Annotated in this window: 21 protein-coding genes and 1 pseudogene; 13 read left to right on the top strand and 9 right to left on the bottom strand. The window is 50.0% G+C overall.

Annotated features, from left to right (window positions below; all coding sequences use genetic code 11):
* Positions 1-50 precede the first annotated feature (50 nt).
* Both AC1DUO_RS02950 and AC1DUO_RS02945 read left to right on the top strand, forming a co-directional pair.
* Positions 51-314 carry a colicin immunity domain-containing protein gene (locus AC1DUO_RS02950; protein ID WP_013574296.1) on the top strand — a complete coding sequence of 88 codons (264 nt, stop codon included), beginning with the start codon at positions 51-53 and terminating at the stop codon, positions 312-314.
* Positions 315-351: 37 nt separating this feature from the next.
* Entirely contained in the window at positions 352-606 is a 255-nt protein-coding gene (locus tag AC1DUO_RS02945) for a bacteriocin immunity protein (RefSeq protein WP_013574297.1), read from the top strand.
* Between the two features lie 43 nt (positions 607-649).
* On the opposite strand, the gene AC1DUO_RS02940 is transcribed toward AC1DUO_RS02945, so the two are convergent.
* Positions 650-934 (bottom strand): hypothetical protein, encoded by a 285-nt coding sequence (locus tag AC1DUO_RS02940; RefSeq protein ID WP_240433028.1) that lies wholly within the window; start codon positions 932-934, stop codon positions 650-652.
* Between the two features lie 377 nt (positions 935-1,311).
* On the opposite strand from AC1DUO_RS02940, the gene AC1DUO_RS02935 reads away from it, so the two are divergent.
* The 5 genes and pseudogenes from AC1DUO_RS02935 to AC1DUO_RS02915 all read left to right on the top strand — a co-directional run.
* Positions 1,312-1,797: a hypothetical protein gene (locus AC1DUO_RS02935; protein ID WP_013574299.1), complete on the top strand. Its 486-nt coding sequence runs from the start codon at positions 1,312-1,314 to the stop codon at positions 1,795-1,797.
* A 3-nt stretch (positions 1,798-1,800) separates the two neighbouring features.
* The gene (locus AC1DUO_RS02930; protein ID WP_112151314.1) at positions 1,801-3,330 is read left to right on the top strand and encodes a colicin E3/pyocin S6 family cytotoxin; all 1,530 of its coding nucleotides are present in this window, start codon (positions 1,801-1,803) and stop codon (positions 3,328-3,330) included.
* Positions 3,330-3,587 carry a DUF7683 domain-containing protein gene (locus AC1DUO_RS02925; protein WP_013574301.1) on the top strand — a complete coding sequence of 86 codons (258 nt, stop codon included), beginning with the start codon at positions 3,330-3,332 and terminating at the stop codon, positions 3,585-3,587. The genes AC1DUO_RS02930 and AC1DUO_RS02925 overlap by 1 nt, the downstream gene beginning before the upstream one ends.
* Positions 3,580-3,774: a CPCC family cysteine-rich protein gene (locus AC1DUO_RS02920; protein WP_013574302.1), complete on the top strand. Its 195-nt coding sequence runs from the start codon at positions 3,580-3,582 to the stop codon at positions 3,772-3,774. Before AC1DUO_RS02925 ends, AC1DUO_RS02920 begins: the two co-directional genes overlap by 8 nt.
* Before the next feature lie 46 nt (positions 3,775-3,820).
* Positions 3,821-4,051, top strand: a pseudogene (locus AC1DUO_RS02915) (S-type pyocin domain-containing protein); the annotation flags it as partial.
* Positions 4,052-4,127: 76 nt separating this feature from the next.
* Here the strand turns inward: AC1DUO_RS02915 and AC1DUO_RS02910 are convergent.
* Positions 4,128-4,454 (bottom strand): NIPSNAP family protein, encoded by a 327-nt coding sequence (locus tag AC1DUO_RS02910; protein WP_013574303.1) that lies wholly within the window; start codon positions 4,452-4,454, stop codon positions 4,128-4,130.
* A 320-nt stretch (positions 4,455-4,774) separates the two neighbouring features.
* Here AC1DUO_RS02910 and AC1DUO_RS02905 point away from each other — a divergent pair, with 320 nt between their 5' ends.
* On the top strand, positions 4,775-5,668 hold the full coding sequence (locus tag AC1DUO_RS02905; protein WP_223509691.1) for a LysR family transcriptional regulator: 894 nt from the start codon (positions 4,775-4,777) through the stop codon (positions 5,666-5,668).
* Between the two features lie 34 nt (positions 5,669-5,702).
* On the opposite strand, the gene AC1DUO_RS02900 is transcribed toward AC1DUO_RS02905, so the two are convergent.
* From AC1DUO_RS02900 to AC1DUO_RS02890, 3 genes are all read right to left on the bottom strand, one after another.
* A complete protein-coding gene (locus tag AC1DUO_RS02900; RefSeq protein WP_255563051.1) occupies positions 5,703-6,062 on the bottom strand; it encodes an aldo/keto reductase in 360 nt (119 codons plus the stop codon).
* Between the two features lie 26 nt (positions 6,063-6,088).
* Positions 6,089-6,940, bottom strand: coding sequence for an aldo/keto reductase (locus AC1DUO_RS02895; RefSeq protein ID WP_112197210.1), 852 nt, complete (start codon positions 6,938-6,940; stop codon positions 6,089-6,091).
* Between the two features lie 206 nt (positions 6,941-7,146).
* Positions 7,147-7,416: a hypothetical protein gene (locus tag AC1DUO_RS02890; protein ID WP_013574307.1), complete on the bottom strand. Its 270-nt coding sequence runs from the start codon at positions 7,414-7,416 to the stop codon at positions 7,147-7,149.
* A 553-nt stretch (positions 7,417-7,969) separates the two neighbouring features.
* Here AC1DUO_RS02890 and bhsA point away from each other — a divergent pair.
* Positions 7,970-8,227: a multiple stress resistance protein BhsA gene (gene bhsA, locus AC1DUO_RS02885; protein ID WP_013574308.1), complete on the top strand. Its 258-nt coding sequence runs from the start codon at positions 7,970-7,972 to the stop codon at positions 8,225-8,227.
* Between the two features lie 62 nt (positions 8,228-8,289).
* Here the strand turns inward: bhsA and AC1DUO_RS02880 are convergent, their stop codons facing one another.
* On the bottom strand, positions 8,290-8,517 hold the full coding sequence (locus AC1DUO_RS02880) for a hypothetical protein (RefSeq protein ID WP_013574309.1): 228 nt from the start codon (positions 8,515-8,517) through the stop codon (positions 8,290-8,292).
* 265 nt (positions 8,518-8,782) lie between these two features.
* On the opposite strand from AC1DUO_RS02880, the gene AC1DUO_RS02875 reads away from it, so the two are divergent.
* A complete protein-coding gene (locus AC1DUO_RS02875) occupies positions 8,783-9,016 on the top strand; it encodes a putative hemolysin (RefSeq protein WP_013574310.1) in 234 nt (77 codons plus the stop codon).
* 65 nt (positions 9,017-9,081) lie between these two features.
* On the opposite strand, the gene AC1DUO_RS02870 is transcribed toward AC1DUO_RS02875, so the two are convergent.
* The gene (locus AC1DUO_RS02870; RefSeq protein ID WP_119261323.1) at positions 9,082-10,656 is read right to left on the bottom strand and encodes a methyl-accepting chemotaxis protein; all 1,575 of its coding nucleotides are present in this window, start codon (positions 10,654-10,656) and stop codon (positions 9,082-9,084) included.
* Positions 10,657-11,149: 493 nt separating this feature from the next.
* On the opposite strand from AC1DUO_RS02870, the gene AC1DUO_RS02865 reads away from it, so the two are divergent.
* Positions 11,150-12,307, top strand: a complete 1,158-nt coding sequence (locus AC1DUO_RS02865) for a M20 aminoacylase family protein (RefSeq protein WP_013574311.1) — start codon at positions 11,150-11,152, stop codon at positions 12,305-12,307.
* Between the two features lie 64 nt (positions 12,308-12,371).
* Here the strand turns inward: AC1DUO_RS02865 and AC1DUO_RS02860 are convergent, their stop codons facing one another.
* Both AC1DUO_RS02860 and AC1DUO_RS02855 read right to left on the bottom strand, forming a co-directional pair.
* Positions 12,372-13,154 carry a CatB-related O-acetyltransferase gene (locus AC1DUO_RS02860; protein ID WP_041673024.1) on the bottom strand — a complete coding sequence of 261 codons (783 nt, stop codon included), beginning with the start codon at positions 13,152-13,154 and terminating at the stop codon, positions 12,372-12,374.
* Between the two features lie 181 nt (positions 13,155-13,335).
* Entirely contained in the window at positions 13,336-15,123 is a 1,788-nt protein-coding gene (locus AC1DUO_RS02855) for a methyl-accepting chemotaxis protein (RefSeq protein ID WP_015689458.1), read from the bottom strand.
* Positions 15,124-15,451: 328 nt separating this feature from the next.
* Here AC1DUO_RS02855 and AC1DUO_RS02850 point away from each other — a divergent pair, with 328 nt between their 5' ends.
* Both AC1DUO_RS02850 and AC1DUO_RS02845 read left to right on the top strand, forming a co-directional pair.
* Positions 15,452-16,432, top strand: coding sequence for a TIM barrel protein (locus AC1DUO_RS02850; RefSeq protein ID WP_013574314.1), 981 nt, complete (start codon positions 15,452-15,454; stop codon positions 16,430-16,432).
* Positions 16,433-16,493: 61 nt separating this feature from the next.
* A complete protein-coding gene (locus AC1DUO_RS02845) occupies positions 16,494-17,537 on the top strand; it encodes a sugar ABC transporter substrate-binding protein (RefSeq protein WP_013574315.1) in 1,044 nt (347 codons plus the stop codon).
* The last annotated feature ends 6 nt before the right edge of the window (positions 17,538-17,543 follow it).

Raw genomic sequence — 17,543 nt, 5'->3', positions numbered from 1 at the left:
TGAAAGTAGAAAGCAGTCAGTTTAGTGTTTTCAATCTTAGGGAGCCCAAAATGAGCCAGAAACTTTTAACCTTCGCCAGATCATTTATTAATGGCGAAATCTCAGCCGAAGATTTTGCTGACCCTTATCAGATGCTATGGAAAGCTGAGGGTGAAAATGGCGATTCGCTGAAAGATAACTATCAGGACAGTGAAAAATGCTCGACCATTTTCTGTCTCGCAGATCAATTCAATCCTGACAATGATCGTGATAAGTATGAGTTTGATGCTGATGAACTTAAAGCGCGGGTTCGGGCTGTTTTGGATAACGAATGACTCTCAGGAGCCACCTGAATACAAATAAAGGAAAAACATGCAGCTCAAAGATAAGTTTGAAGAGTACTCGGAAGCCGAATTTGTTGCGCTGGTGAAAGATATTTTCGACGTGCATGGCAGCGAGTCATATCAGGACAGTTTACTGGAAAATTTCAGTCGGGTTACCGGGCATCCTTCAGGGACTGATTTAATTTTTTATCCTGAAGGAGATAACCCAGTCACGCCAGAGAGTGTAGTTACCGAAATTAAACAGTGGCGGACTTCTGTCGGGAAAACGTTGTTTAGAAGCTGACGGGTATCTGCGTCATCCGCATCCAGCGTCGCATCAATATGCCTCATAATATATTTTCAAATCCTGAATCGCGATTTCTCAGAGATTGCAGCTTAGCGATTTCCTGCCATTTATCGGTAAGTCTCCGCGCCATCGCTACTGAATTTCCTTTTGCGATACTGCCATCGTCACATTGTGCGTAAGCGATGTGGTTTTTATGTAGGGCATCCCATGAATCGAGATTGTCCACTGCAATATCTGCTGCTTCTGCATCACGTTCGGTACAGTTTTTTTGCATCAGGAGTACCAGAAAAGAGGGCAAATGATAAAAAATGACGACAATTTTCATTCTATATCCATTAATTATTATGTGTTATTTTCTGCGATGGCTGAATTTTGACTTTGAATTTATCTTGTTTGAAATAATTTATGTGACTGTTTGTGCTATAAATATTTTATATGAATCATTTTTAAATAATAATTAATATGAGTATTCGTATTATCTGTTTGTATAAATAACTCGAATAACTCGAATAACTCGAATAACTCGAATAACTCGAATAACTCGAATAACTCGAATAACTCGAATAACTCGAATAACTTAAATGACTTATATCTTATGATTTAGCTCAAGGTTTATGGTTTTATATTTATTGTTCGTTGTGGGTGTTTATTTTAGCTGATTATCATACCGGCGAAACTCACCTCAATGGACGGAAAATAAATATGGAAATGCAATTCACTAATGAACTGAATCAGGAATTACTGGATGTCATCAATACCCCACCTTTCACGGCTGAACAACTGGCTGAAATGGATGAAAGCGCGAGGGCAGTTGTTGAGGAACAGGCAGCGTTTGCCCGTCAGCATCCTGTTATTGCGATTTACCGGCTGGCAGTTCCAGGCAGCCTGACTGCCCGCGGTGGCAAAGTCACCAAAGCCAGCAGTACGGGTAAAGTCACCCTTGAGAATGGCACTGAAGCGGCGTTTGCCCTTGAGCAGGATGAAGTCACTTATGCCGATGGCAGCACGGCAAAGATTACCACCAGCGCAGGCCAGCAGTTTTGTGAGGGGAATCGTGGATTTGCCTTAGTCGGCAGCATGCTGGATAACGGCGATAAAATTATCAGTACGCCGCAGGGCAGTTGCTACCTGGTTGCCCGAAAAGATGTCCCGATGGCAGTAGATTTTCTTGCCGTTACCGGCGCGTAACGGATGGGGTATCGCTCAAATTGTTATGGTCGCGGGCAGGCGCTGCACGGCGACAAAACCACGACAGGCGCGGTGTGCCTGACCTCTCTGCCCAATGCGACGGAACACGGGCTTGGCGTGATCCGCATCGGTGATGCTACGACCGACTGCCCGAAATGCGGTCGTCGCGGAAAAATCACCAGCGGAGAACCGCATTCCACCTATGACGGCCTCGCTTCTGCCGTGGACGGTTCGGATGTTTTATGTGGTTGCCCGCCGGGGACGAACCGGGTTATCGCGCCAGCCGGACAGTGGATGGGGAGAGGTAAATCACCTGCCGAACTGGCGCGTGAAAAGTGGGAAGCAGAGCGTGCCGCGGTATTGCTGGTTCAGGCTGAGAAAGAAGCGGCAGAACAGGCCAGACGTTCGATGCCGGTGTTTGCAAAATCGGCTGAATGTGGCGCAGGGAATACCGAAGCACGAACCTGCGAGGAGCAGCATCATAACTTCGGGCGATTGTCTTACGGGGTGCCGACGCCGGTCGCAGGCATAAAGCCCGAAGTTGAGCAGCACGCGCAGGCGACGAAGCGCAAGAAGCCAGCCGGTGATAAAAAGCCCTGGTACAAAAAGATATTTGGCGCGAAGGCTGATGCACCCGCTCAGTCTGGTATGCCGCTGGCAATACCCGTAGCAACGGGCGGTGGCGCTAAGCTCATTGCGTCGGGCATGAGTGCTCTGCGCGGGGTGACGTCGATCCGCCTCGGCAGCCTGTTCGTGAATCCGGTCACCGTCGGTGTTATCGGGACGTTTTACTCGAACAAGCTGAACGCCGGTGAAGAGGATATTTTAAGCGACAGCCAGCTTGCGGCGCTGGCCGGAAAGTCCGCCCCGACGCGGATCCGTTTTAAGTGGGTGAAGGATAAATATGGTCGGTTAATTCCCGTGGCTTATCACACCGGCGCTGACAGCGGTCTGGATCAGGTTCGTGTACGCGCCATGCGGCGGAACATATTCACGGGTAACTATGAGTTCTGGGCGGATGGCGCGGAAAAGCCCGCCATCATCTGGACGCCCGACGAGCTTGAGTTTAAAGCGCCAGGCAATACCGGTAATCGTGATGAGCCGTATTTACCTTCGACCATCACCGTATTACCGTTACCCGGCGCGGAAGAAATGGGCAGCACCTCAACCTCGCTACCGATCCCGGATGAACAATCATTTGATGATTACATCCTGGTCAATCTGCCGCACGGCATGCCGCCGATTTATATTTATCTGAGTAATGACCACAAATACCATGTGGCACCAAAAGGAAATCCTCCATTGCCAGCATTTCCTGATGCTAAGAAAGCAGTAAGTAAGACCCTAATCAAGGGCGGAGGAAAGTTCCGGTATCGTTGGAAAGACTCAAAAAAGACGATCTACGAATGGGATTCTCAACATGGAACTGTCGAAGTTTATGATAAAAGCGGGCGTAATCATTTAGGTGAATTTGATCCCGTAACCGGCAAACAAACGAAACCTGCAGATCCAGCAAGAAAGGTAGAAAAATAATGATTATTTACACGATTGATTTGTTTGATAAGCAAACAGAAGACTTGATTTTAGAGGTAAACATCCCGAAAAAAAAACTGGACCCTATTTCAAAAATAATGGGTTGGGATGAAGAGGATAAAATGGATTTCATCAATGGTGTTGCGGTGTTTAACGTGAATAAGGTGCAAGCTGCATCCCTCGGTATACTATTTGAAACAATATTTGATACTGATAATTACGTTATTCAGATGTCTGCAGGTGAAGACAATGACTGATGACTATCCTTGCCCATGCTGTGGTGAAAAGGTATTCGAAGCTTTGGGTGAGCATGACATCTGTCCCACCTGTAATTGGGAAGATGACCCTTTTCAGTCTAAAAATCCTGACAGGCGTGGTGGAGCGAACAAAATGAGTTTGAATGAAGCTAAGGAGGCTTTTAAACAAGGTAAAATAATACAGTAGCCACAAAAAGCTAACGGTATAAAGCCCTACTCTTAGCACAGTATTACCGTTACCCGGCGCGGAAGAAATAGGCAGCACCTCAACCTCACTGCCGATCCCGGATGAACAATCATTCGATGATTACATCCTGGTTAATCTGCCGCACGGCATGCCGCCGATTTATATTTATCTGAGTAAACCGCTGGTGAGGTTTTTGGATGTTGAGTTATACAGTGACTTTAAGCGGCGTTCGAAAAAAGGAAAGTTTGAGGCGGATCATATGCCGTCTAAAAAATAATGAATATTCAGGCGGCAGATCATATCTCTGTCGCCTGTGATTTATCACTACTACGTTATATTCCGATAACCTGCACTTACCCTCGTAGCCCTTCCACGCTTTCCGGCGTCAGTTTCATCACTGTTTTAATGCTGGTTTCGATACTACGAATGATGTTTTCGCGTGGACCGTTGCGCCAGTCAGCGCTTGCATAAAAGGCATCAAGAGCCGTAGCCATGCTTTCAGGGCTGTCAAAGGCACGGATCAGATAGTAGCAATCCGGGTCATGCAGCGAGTTGCCGAACGAAACAACGTCGATCCCGTGGCATTGGTGCAGGGGAACACTGATTTCCTGCATGATGGCGTGAAACGTGGCCCCGGTGCCTTTGTGTAATGTGTATTGCAGTATTTCGACGGTTCTCAACGTGTTGTCTCCGTTTATTTGTCAGCGGCATAGAATTCATGGCGTTTTTGAGATCGCGACACATTATTACTGGATAAACTCAGTGAAGTGGCTCACATCTCGCCATTTCATTTCCATCGTCAGTTTTGTAGTTATTGTGGGATGCCACCTGGCCGTTAACGAGTCCTTTCCTGATAAACCTGCTGATAATTCAGACTTATTTCCGATGCCGATACAACATCAATTATCATTATTGTCAGTAACGGGGCTAAAATGATTGTGTTTATGAATACCCTTCATGAGTGAACTATGGGGGGAATGCTTCAATAAGGAAACCGCTAATGCTTAAAGAAAACTTCAACGAACTCCAAATCTTTCTGATGGTAGCAAGAGAGCGAAGTTTTACCAAAGCCGCGGGCAAACTCGGTGTTTCTCAGTCAGCACTCAGCCACGCGATGAAAGCGCTGGAAGAAAGGCTGAACATCCGTCTTCTGACGCGAACTACCCGAAGTGTTGCCCCCACAGAAGCGGGTGAGAGAATTATTGCCTGCCTTGAGCCCCGTATTGCTGATCTCGAGCAGGAGCTGGAATCGCTTGTTCAACTGAACGGCACCGCCTCCGGTAATATCCGTTTATCTGCCGGGGAGCATGCCGCGCGAAATCTGGTGTGGCCGAAGCTAAAACCCTTCCTCAGGGAATACCCGGAAATTAATCTCGAGCTGGTGGTAGATAACGGCTTTGTCAATATTGTTGAGGGGCGTTTTGACGCCGGGATCCGTCTGGGCGAAAGCGTGGATAAGGACATGATCGCGGTGAAAATTGGGCCGGATATGCGAATGGCAGTCGTTGGCGCACCGTCATATTTTGCTGCTAACCCCGCGCCTGAAACGCCTCACGAGCTACAAAATCATCGGTGCATCAATATGCGTCTGCCCACTGCCGGTGGACTTTACCACTGGGAGTTTGAGAGGGAAGGGAAACCGTTACGGGTCAGGGTTGAGGGGCAGGTAACGTTTAATCTGCAGGCGGAAAGGATTGATGCGGCTTTATCTGGCTTTGGCATCGCCTGTATACCTGAGGATAGGGTGCTGGATTATATAAAGTCAGGAGAGCTGATCCAGATTCTGCAGGACTGGTGTCCGTCTTTCCCCGGATATTATCTTTACTACCCCAGCCGTAAGCAGCATCCGCCCGCTTTTGCGCTGATGATCGATGCACTTCGCTACTCGGAATAACGGGTCCGCAATTCGCTGCGGACCCGCCCGGGTATTAACGGCCTGTGCGAGCCTGATGCTCAGGAGAGTAACGTTCGCCGACGATTTTAATCGTTTCAAGCGCCTGGGTTATCTGCTGCTTGTTGTCGTCGCCAAAAGTAAAACCAAATTTGGTGGCGATAACGACGCGATCGCGAAAAGGTTTTAAGGCTTCGCCGACAACCTCTTCATTCAGAAATGGGCCATACACTTCGGCGGTATCGAAGAACGTGACGCCACGTTCAACCGCAGCACGAATGAGTTCGATAGCCTGACGGGTATCTGTCGCCGGGCCGTAGCCGTGACTGAGCCCCATGCAACCGAGTCCAAGAGCGGAGACTTCGAGTCCGGATTTACCCAGATAACGTTTTTGCATTGAATGAATACCTCTTTTATCGCGGTTTAAACGTCAAGTTTGCGACCAGTCAGCCATTCCACCCTCGCCGGGTCGCGGTGAGAGAAGAAGGCGCTGGTTGCGGTATCAAGGGCGGCAATCTGCAACATATCCTCAGGACTAAGTTCAAAATCGAGGATGCTGATGTTCTCTTCCATACGTTCTTTTCGCACCGATTTGGCCAGAGAAACGATGCCTCGCTGGAAGATCCACCGCAGGACAACCTGGCCCACGCTTTTGCCGTACTTCTGACCAATTGCAGTTAACACGGGATGCTGGAACAGGCCATTTTTACCCTCAGCAAACGGTGCCCAGGCTTCTGGCTGAATGCCACGGCTTTGATTCCATGGAACGGCATGCAGCTGCTGGTTGAAGGGGTTAACTTCAATCTGGTTTACCGCAGGGGCAACCTTGTTGAAGGCGATAAGGTCGGCCAGTCGGTCTGGATGGAAGTTGCTGACGCCAATGGCGCGAATTTTGCCTGCCTCATGCAATTCTTCCATGGCTCGCCATGCCCCATGGACATCACCGTAAGGCTGGTGAATCAGGTACAGGTCAACGTAATCAAGTTGCAGCCGATTCAGGGAGCGTTCGAACTGTGCTTTAGCACCTTCGTAATGGGTATCCTGCAGCCACAGTTTGGTCGTTACAAAGAGTTCGCGACGTGCGATACCGGTCTGTTTCAGAGCGTTCCCGACCTGGGTTTCATTCTGGTAAGAAGCAGCGGTATCGATCAGGCGGTATCCCGTATCAATGGCATCAATAACGGCTCTTTCGCATTCAGCGGCATCAGTCATCTGAAACACACCAAAGCCCAGCAGGGGCATTTCAATACCGTTGTTCAGATTTACAGTTTGCATGACGTAATCCTTCAGCTGTTGTGTAGAAAAAGGATAACGCAAAGTGATTTATTCAATTATAGGGGGTAATTAGCTAGGGTTTATTAGATTTATTCATTAATTTGAGGGGATCTGATGCTCGGCTTTGTGCCAGCAGCGGACATAATCACCCGCCATATTGCGGGTGTGTTTTTTCGACGGTTCACTCTCAGCCGTCCGTAGCTGAGCTACTTTTTGCTAACAAGATAGGTAGCAATGGCCGTTAATCCATCTATAAGGGGCATAGACCCGGCGCCTGCCATGAAGTCATCGTGATCTATCTGGTTATTTCGGCGAATGTCAGCAAAGCGTGCAAGCGCATTTTTTTCATTTGTGGCACTGATCTCTTCAAACTGTTTTTCGTAGCCATGTTCAATCAGCTGAGAAGCTTTGCCCACGTCCGAGCTTTCCAGTACAACAATTTGCTTACCCTTTTGAAAAAAAAAGTAATTCAGCATTTCGTGCTCCACATAGAAAAGGTGATATTTAAAAGAATATATCCAGTCTGAGAGGATCCTGAAAACAATTTCAAGTTTATTTTTTAATCCGGTAAGAACTTCCTTTTTTTACTGGCGATCCTTTGGCCTCGTGAGCGTTATTCACTCATAACCGCCCCTGCTCGTAGCCTCGGCAGCTTTTTTGCCGGGAGCGGATATTGCTGACACATGGGTGGACTAATTAACGGAGGCGATTAACTTAACGGATTAATTTCCCAATAATTAATCCTTTTACCTGTCTCTTTAGGGATCGAACGGCCCTGTATTCGGGGTCATCTGGCGGAAATAACGATCCTCGCCTATGGCAAATAACCCCATACCGATGAACAGCGGCAGACGTCGCCCGAAGCGATCGCACAATTAGTTAATGATCGTTAAATAAATTGCTTGCACAACCTCCCGGCGACGCTTAGTATTTACTTATCGAACGTTAATTAATAAGTGACGTTGACCTTAAACCGGGGCACCTGCAAAAGGTTTCCCAATCAAAATTCGAAGAACAGGAATTAACCTCATGAAAAATATCGCAATGACTATCGCCGCTCTGACACTGGCAACAGCTTCTTTCTCAACCCTGGCAGCGACTGAAGTGCAGTCAGCGCCGGCAGGTCAGCAATCCATTGGTGTAGTCGGTGCATCAACCACCGGTTCACTGTCAGGCCTGCAATCAGAATTGAATGCAAAAGCCACCCAGGCGGGTGCAAGTTCATACCGTATTATCGGTGCATCCGGTAATAACCAGCTTTACGGTACAGCAGAAATGTACAAATAAGCTGAGCAGTAACAAGCAGTAAGCAGAAGAGGCGGCGGTTGCCGCCTTTTTCGTGTCTGCGATTAGCGGTATTTATGGAAGTGATTATTGCGGATCTTTCGGTTGATATAACCATGCAATCCGCTGCCAGCTTTCGCCATGGCGATCATATGGTCAACGTCTGTCACCCCTGGCCGGATGGAATTATAGATGTAATGCCAGCCATCTTTGAACTTCACGGTAATTGAATCTTCCGTAGTCGTGAAAGCGACGATACCCGAATTGCCCCCCCGGTTTTGGTACTTTTCCATATTCCCCTTCCTGATTGATGAAGCCATTCACGACCTGAATAATAGTAGCCATAAATTTTTGCCGGTTGTGTGAGTAGAAAAGCTTTTTTTAAGCTGTTCTGGCAAAACGTCCCGGCGGAGCTGATGCCGTGGCCCTTTCCTGAAAGTTTAACGCCTGATAAACGAAGTAAAAAGAAGAAGCTTTTTAAGAATATGGGAGTAGGTCACGGAAAGCGACGGGGAATAGAATTCCCCGYCGTTTTTACTCTCATCACGAAGGTGCAGAATGAAAAAGTTCTTCCTCATTATCATGGTCTCAGCGCTGGCAGGTTGCGCGGGTTATCACCATAAACCAGAAAGACACCAGAGCGGGATGGCAAATCCGGCTGCGGTATATTGCCATGAAAGAGGCGGGAGATCGGTGAGTGTGCAAACACCACACGGCGTTCGTGCAGACTGCGTATTCCCTGATGGACGCGGTATCGACGAATGGGAGTTATACCGTCGGGATCATAACTAAATCCGCTTCACGCAGGCTGAAAATCAGGCTTTCCCCGTCAGAGGAAAGCCTTTTTTAATCACACTTTATCCATGAGCCGTTGTGCGGGTTTCCCTTTTCGTCATCTGCCCGCCGTACACATCAATCGCGTTTCTCAGGCGGGTAGCCTGATAATTGAGCCTCTCTGAGGATTCCGACGACTGGGCAACCATCCCGGCGTTGTTTTGTGTCATGGTTTCAATCTGCGCCAGCGAGGTGTTGATCAGCGTCAGCGCCGACGTTTGTTCATGAGTGGCATGGCTGATCTCTTTAATCAGTCCGGACATCTGCACGACTTCAGCAATAATTTCACTGATCTGCTTCCCGGCATTTTCAACCATATGCCCGCCGGTTTCGACGCTGTGCATATTCGTTTCGATCAGGGTTTTGATCTCTTTAGCGGCGGTGGCGGAACGCTGTGCCAGCACGCGAACCTCGGCGGCAACCACGGCAAATCCGCGGCCTTCAGTACCGGCTCTTGCCGCTTCCACGGCCGCATTCAGCGCCAGAATATTGGTCTGGAAGGCAATGCTGTCGATAACCGAAATGATGTCCACAACTTTGCTGCTGGCGTGGGAAATCGACTGCATCATACCGATGGTTTCCTGCATGATTTCTCCGCCTTTCTGCGCCACGGCCGTCGCGCTGTCAGCCAGTTTGCTGGCCTGCACTACCGTGTCTGAACTTTGCTCCACGGCGCCGGTAATTTCTTCAATCGCGGCGGCGGTCTGCTGAAGGTGAGTTGCCGTTTCTTCCGTACGGGCGCTCAGGGCAGTGCTGTTTTTTGCCATGAGCTCACTGATATGGGCGATCCCGCCAACCTGCGTGCCCACATCTTCGACCAGAGAATGCAGATTCAGGCCAAACTGGTTAACAGAACGCATCAGCAAACCAATTTCATCAACACGGTTAAAATGAACGTAAGCGGCTTTTTTACCGGAAACCACCTGTTGCGCCTGCGCCAGAATGGTTTTTATCGGATTGCGGATTTGCGATTGCAGGAAAAGATCGGCAGCCAGCAAAAGAATAACGGTAACGATCGCGCTTTCGGTCAGGTTTATTCCTGCCAGAGAAAATAAGAGCGGGAAAAAGGCAGAAATAAATAGCGGCAAACGTAATCGCCAGCTAACGGGAAGTTTTTGCAACAGGGATAAAAATGAAAATAACCCCGTGTGTATCACCAGGCCTTTATAAAATTTACGACGACCTGCGCTTTTCTCTTTTACCTGTTTGTATAATTCTTCAGCGGCTTTCACTTCCTGTTCAGCGGGGGTATTTCGTACGGAGATATAGCCGGTGAGTTTATCCAGGTGATAGACCGGCGTGACGTTCGCGCGTACCCAATAGTGATCGCCATTTTTACGCCGGTTCTTCACCAGCCCTGTCCAGCTGTCGCCTTGCTGCAAGGTAAACCACATGTCGGCAAAGGCTTCGACCGGCATATCAGGATGGCGTACCAGATTGTGTGGCCTGAAGGTCAGCTCATCCTCAGAGAATCCGCTGACGTTTATAAACGCTGAGTTGGCATAAATAATATGGCTGTTGACATCAGTTGTGGACATTAACGTGGTGCCGGGATCTAACTTATATTCCCGCTGTGATATAGGCATGTTTACGCGCATGTAAATCCTCTGGAAACACTCTGAGTAGCAATAATAACTATGCAGATGATTTAATATTCTTTCCAGAGAAATTTATTTCCTGGTTATTATTCCCGTGCGAAGATAAATAACAAAGGTTAATTTTATTGTTGAATTACTATCAATGTAATATTTATGTAGAAAGAAGGTTTTTTAATTGCGATATAGAATAGTCCGGCCTAAGTTAAATTTTGATGCGTAAGCGGGGAAAATCGGACTTAGTGTTTTCCAAAGGATGTAATGGCGGGAAAAACACCGATCCGGCGCGGGTTTTTCATTCAGGCAATAGTGAAGGGTTCAGCCAATATTGGGTAAATTCCGAAAGTGTGCTCACCGCCGAAATCTCACTCACGATAAAGGGCAAAGGAAGCCGATTTCCCGTTTATCGGTTCACTGCGGGATGTGATACTTTGGAGCAGTAACGTGCCGGTGAGAGCATTTCACCGTGTTGAATTCAGAACAGCACAGAGGGTTTATGGCGGTCATTTCCGGACAGATTATCGAGCAGGCGAAGCAGTGGCGTCGCGACTTTCACAGGCGACCTGAACTGGGTCTGAATGAGCATGGCACCGCAAAAATAATCAGTGAACTGCTACTGTCTTTTGGTCTTGAAGTGTATACGGGCATTGCCGAAACCGGCGTTATTGCCACACTGCGAAACGGCGAAGGCCCTTCAATCGGACTGCGTGCAGATATCGACGCATTACCCATTCAAGAACTGAATGAATTCGAGCACCAGTCACAAAACCCGGGCCTGATGCATGCCTGCGGGCACGATGGCCATACATCCATTTTGCTGGGCGCGGCAAAACATCTGAGTGAGAACCGTCATTTTCGCGGCACTGTCCATTTCATCTTTCAGCCTGCTGAAGAAAACTTAGGCGGTGGCGAAATGATGGTGAAAGAAGGGCTGTTTGACCGTTTTCCGATGCAGGCGGTTTACGCGCTGCATAACTGGCCGGGACTGCCGGTTGGCGAAGTAGCGGTCAGCGAGGGGCCGATGATGGCGTCGCAGGATAATTTCTATATCACCCTGACCGGCAAAGGTTGTCACGCGGCGATGCCGGAACGGGGTGCGGATCCCGTGGTGGCTGGCGCGCAGCTGATTTTGTCATTGCAAAGCCTGATTTCGCGCCGCCTGTCGCCGCTGGAACAAACGGTGATCAGCCTGACGCAACTTCATGCGGGCGAAGCCATTAACGTCATTCCTGAAACGCTGCATATGTCGGGCACGCTGCGTTGCCTGAGCAACAAAACCCGTCAGACCTGCTGGCGGCTGATTGAAGAATACGTCCATGCGGTGCCGTTACCGTACGGTGTGAAAGGGGAAGTGCGCTGGGAATTGGGTTATCCGGTCACGCAGAACCATGCAGCGCAGGCAGAGATTGTGCGCGACGCGGCGAAAAACACGCCGGGTATTCAGAAAGTGCATTTCAATAATGCGCCGTCGATGGCTGCAGAAGATTTTGCTTATCTGCTGCAAGCGTGTCCGGGAGCCTATTTCTGGCTGGGTGCCGATGGCGCCACACCTTCTGACTCACTGCATAGCCCGCGCTACGACTTTAATGACGACATTATTCCGCTCGGCATCGGTGTGCTGACCACGCTGGTGGAGCGCGAGCTGAAAGCCTGATCGCATTTTTCATGGCATTCCGGACCGGACAACAGAGGCGTTACGCATTGTCCGGTCTGGTTTTTTATATTTCTGCCAGCTCTTGCGCAATATTCACCACTTTATAGTGATGTTCGCTGATGACCTTCCGGCGTATTTTATCTTCCATCTCATCGGCGAATTTTACAATATCATCAGCCGCTGCGAAGTCGGGTAAATCAGTAATTTTATAATTCCACCATTGAATAGATTGTAAACGATTAATAATACTTTTCTCAAACCGGTATTTAATCACTCTGGCCGGAATACCCGCGACAATCGCGTACGGAGGAACATCAGACGTGACGACGGCATTGGCGGCAATAATTGCGCCATTGCCGATAGTGATGCCGCCTTTTAATACGGCGTGTTCGCCCACCCAAACATCATGACCTAATACCGTCGCCTCCGGCATATAGTCGAACCCGGCAATATTCAGCGTTTCTCCGAATTGTTCCTGCGCCACTTTGGGGAAGAAATCATGATACGTCAGCGGACTGGTCGTAAACCGGTGTATGGGATGTTGCGGCCCCATAACCCGCACTCCTGCTGCCAGGCTGCAAAATCTGCCAGTTTTGAGGTTATTGGGTAATTTACTGCACGCGTAAGAATACGCGCCCATTGAACAGAAACTTTTTCGTGGCATTGAGGCGTACTCTTCAACCCAAACATCCTCGGTAAATTTTATTCTCTCCCCTTTTTTAAAAAGGAATATATTTCTCTTTTTATATATTCCTTTCACTATTTCCGGGAATTTAAGATGGATCTTATGGCGTAAACAATAATCCTCATGTTTTTGAGCCCATCGAAAGTTAACGGGATACTTCATTCATTGCTCCTCAAAGGTGACATGCTGTTTTTATATATTCTTGTCTAAATCCTAGCATAAAACAGACATTACAAAATCTGAGGTCGGCGGAAAATACGTGAGGAGGCGATGAAGTAAAGCAAAAAACGCCCGGAGGATAAAGTCCGGGCGCTGTGATGAACATCTTACTCAGGCGGCGCGATCAGACCCGGAAATGCCCGACGGCAACCGCCAGACCGGTGGCTTGTTCCTGCAACGCCGACGCCGCCCCCGTGGATTCCTGAACCATCGCTGCGTTCTGCTGCACCATGCCGTCGAGCTGGGTAATGGCACGGTTGATTTCGTTAATACTCAGCATCTGCTCTTCAGATGCATGGGTGATTTCCAGCATGACACTGCTGACGTTCGACACGTTGCTGACGATTTCGCTCATGCTGTCGCTGGCGAGGCGCACCTGCGCTGAGCCGGACGCCACGCTGCTCACCGTTGATTCGATAAGCACTTTGATCTCTTTCGCCGCCTGCGCACTGCGTTGTGCGAGGCTGCGCACTTCGCTGGCGACGACCGCAAAACCGCGCCCCTGTTCACCTGCGCGCGCGGCTTCGACTGCGGCGTTCAGCGCCAGGATATTGGTCTGGAAGGCAATACCGTCGATCACACTGGTAATGTCTCCGATTTTCGATGACGCGGTTTCGATGCTTTCCATCGTTTTAATGACTTTAGTCACCACTTCGTCACCGCGTATGGCCGCCGCAGAAGCGGATTTAGCGGTTTCGGATGCTTGTTTCGCCGAACTGGCCGACTGGGAAACCGTCGCCGTGATCTGCTCAAGGGATGCGGCGGTTTGTTGCAGGCTGGCTGCGGCAGAGTCTGTACGACCGGACAAATCGTTATTCCCTGCGGCGATTTCATCGGCCGCGATTTTAACGGATTCACTGGTGGTGCGGATTTCAGACATCACTTTGCTGAGCTTATCAACGAAGGTGTTGAAGGCGTGCGCGATTTGCGTCACTTCATCATGTCCGTCAGCCGGCAGGCGCTGCGTCAGATCATCCTCACCGGAACTGATCGCATTGAGCGTATCGCGCACCACCGACAGGCGGTGGAACGATTTGCTGATAATCAGCCCGATGACGACGGCTGAAATCAGCACGATCACAATCAGCGTAATCACCGACGAGGTCAGCAGGGATCGCATACCCGCAGTGGACTCTTTCTTATCCTGCGCCACCAGCGTGAACCATTCCGTGCCTGCTACCGGCATCGCACGGACGCGCTTGACCGCACCGTTCAGACGGATATCCACCGGTGCATTGGCGGCAAACACATCCTGCAAATTCACCCCTTCCGCCAGTGCGGTAATCGGCTTCAGTGCCAGGCTGGTATCCGGATGCGCGATGATCACACCGGATTTATCCACCAGCATGCCGAAACTGCCTGGCGTCGGATGAATGGTATTAACGTTGCTCACGACGCTGTCCATCGAGACATCGCCCGCCACAACCGCTTTCAGCGTGCCTGCTTCCATCACCGGTACGGCGAAAGTGACCACCAGTTTCCCGCTACCGGCATCAATATAAGGCGGTGTGGCCACCGGATGTCCGGCGGCTTCAGCCTGCTTGTACCACGGGCGGCCGGTCGGATCGTAATCCGCAGGCACACCGGTCGGATCGGAGAACTTCGCGGTGCGGTTTGCATAACCGACATACACGTTGGTAAATCCACCTGCACTGGCGATCTGCTTGAGAACCGGGATCGGATCTTCTGACATCGCGATCTGTTGCAGTGAAACGATCATCCCTGTTTTCGAGCTTACCCAATCGCTGATCCCTCGCGTGTGGCTGGCCGTCAGCGCGTTAAGTGTGCTGTCTGTCGCCTGACTGTTGTACTTGTTGGCAACGGTATAACTCAGGAAGGTATTGATAATCAGCGAACAGGCCACGATGACGATACAGGCCGTGATAATGCGCGAACGGATGGTTTTAAGCATGAGCGTTTCCCTGGAAGGAATCTTAAGTTTTAGTTATCGGCAGGGAAGGGAAAAACTTGAGACCCGTCACAAAAAACAGAGGCTTGTCGGGGCGAAAGGACGTCCCTGTTTATTTCAGCGCGAAATTAAAGGCCTTCCTAAACCAACCCGCTGCTCATTGTAACGTCCGCCGCGCTTTCTCTAAATTTCGTGAAACGCCTCCCAAATCTGATCACAATTCCACCAGGGGATCTTGCGGCTTTTATCCGTGGGTGATAGTAATGCACTACTTCACAAAATAAAGTGAAGAAGGAAAGTACATCACGAATCAGTTTACAAAGGACATCCCATGTCAGAACTTAAATTTGCCACACGTCTGAACTCGTTTGCGTCGGGGGCACATCTTTACTGGCCTGAACAGAAAGGCAAACCTTCAGTGCTGCAAATGATCGAACGTGCAGCTACGGTTAAAGGATTGACGCATCTGGACCTGAATTATCCGCAGCACATGACCGGCGATATCACTTTGATGCGCCAGAAAATCGAAGAAGTCGGGCTGGCGGTGAACGGGATGCAAATGCGCTGGGATGCTCCGGAATTTAAAATCGGCGCATTTACTCACCCGGATCCAAAAATTCGTCGTCAGGCGATTGAATTGACCAAACGCGGGATCGACGCCGGTCGTGAGTTTGGTGCCAGCATTATGACGTTGTGGATGGGACAGGATGGCTTTGATTACTGTTTCCAGGCTGACTACAAAAAAATCTGGGAAGACGCAGTCAGCGCTGTGCGTGAAGTGGCGGAATACGCCCCGGATATCGACGTCAGCATTGAATACAAACCCAACGAACCACGCGCTTACAGCATTTTCCCAAATGCCACTACCTGTCTGCTGGCGGTTGAAGAAGCCGGTTGCAAGAACTTAGGTATCACACTGGATTTCGCGCATGTGTTGTTTGCCAACGAAGTACCGGCGTTTGCGGCGGCGATGGTAGCCCGTCGTTCGCGTTTGCTGGGGCTCGATCTCAATGACGGCTGGGGCAAACGCGACGACGGCCTGATGGTCGGCTCCGTCAACCCGCGTGCCACGCTGGAATTCCTGTTGCAGATGAAACGCGACGGCTATAAAGGCGCGTATTACTTCGATACCTTCCCGGACGCCAGCGGATTGGATCCGGTGCGTGAAGCAGAAACCAATATCGCGACCGTGATCCGTTTACTCAAACTTTGCGAAAAACTCGAGAATAACCCGGCGCTGAATGAAGCCATCAGCAGGCAGGACGCCGTAGCCACACAGCAAATCGTCAACGACGTGATGTTGGCGCAGTAAAGCGACCCGCCACAGCGCGTGTCGCTGTGACACCATAAAAATAACAATCGAAGGCCAGATGATGAAAAAACTCTTACTGTCTGTACTCACCTCTACACTGCTTTGCACCAGCGTTTATGCCGCCGATCTGCCACCGTTGCAATCCGATACCGAACCGGATCGCACTGACTGGACGCAACTCACGGCCAAATATGGCCCGCTGCCGGCAATCGACAAATCCCTCAAAATCGGCGGTGTGTCTAAAACGCTGACCAATGAATACTGGCGCTCACTCGGCCAGGGATATAAGGAATTCGGTGATAAGCACGGCATCACCGTCGAATATCAGGCTGCGGCTAACGAAGACGACCAGCTCGGTCAGCTTTCTATCGCCGAAACCCTCATTTCACAGGGCTTCAACGGTTTGCTGGTGTCGCCGCAAACTGACGCCAACCTGCAACCGGCGTACGAATCGGCTAAAAGCAAAGGCATTGCTGTCGTTAACGTGAATGATGCGGTGATGCCGAATGCGGCGCATTACGTCGGTAACGTACAGAAAGACAACGGCGTACGCGTCGCCAACTGGTTTATCAAAAAACATCCTGAAGGCGGCAAAGTGGCCGTCATCGAAGGCCAGCCGGGGGTGTATGCCGCGGCGCAGCGTACCAGAGGCTTCAAAGAAACGATTCAGACCAGCGGGAAATTCACCGTAGTCGCCAGCGTTCCGGCCAACTGGAGCCGTGAAAATGCCTATAACGCAGCGGCGACAATTTTACAGCAACATCCTGATCTGATTGGGTTCTACGCCAACAACGATGGCATGGCACTCGGTGTGGTTGAAGCCGTGGCGGCTGCCGGAAAATCCAAACAGGTGGCGGTATTTGGCACTGACGGTATCTCCGATGCTTATGCCTCTATCAAGCGTGGCGAGCTGACCGGCACGGTGGACAGCTTCCCGGTGCTCACAGGGGAAGTGGCGATGGAAGTGGTCGTACGCCTGATTAACGGACAGAAAATCTCCCGCGTGGTCTCCACTCCGCAGGCGCTGATTACCCAGGACAATGCTGATGCGTTCTCCACCAAAGATAACGCGAAACTTCGCCAGCTGCTGGCTCAGCAACAATAAGTCAGA

It is taken from the genome of Rahnella sp. P4_A8 (genome assembly GCF_056402435.1).
The sequence above is the reverse complement of the archived record's forward strand: the minus strand, read 5'-3'. Positions and strand labels throughout refer to the sequence as shown.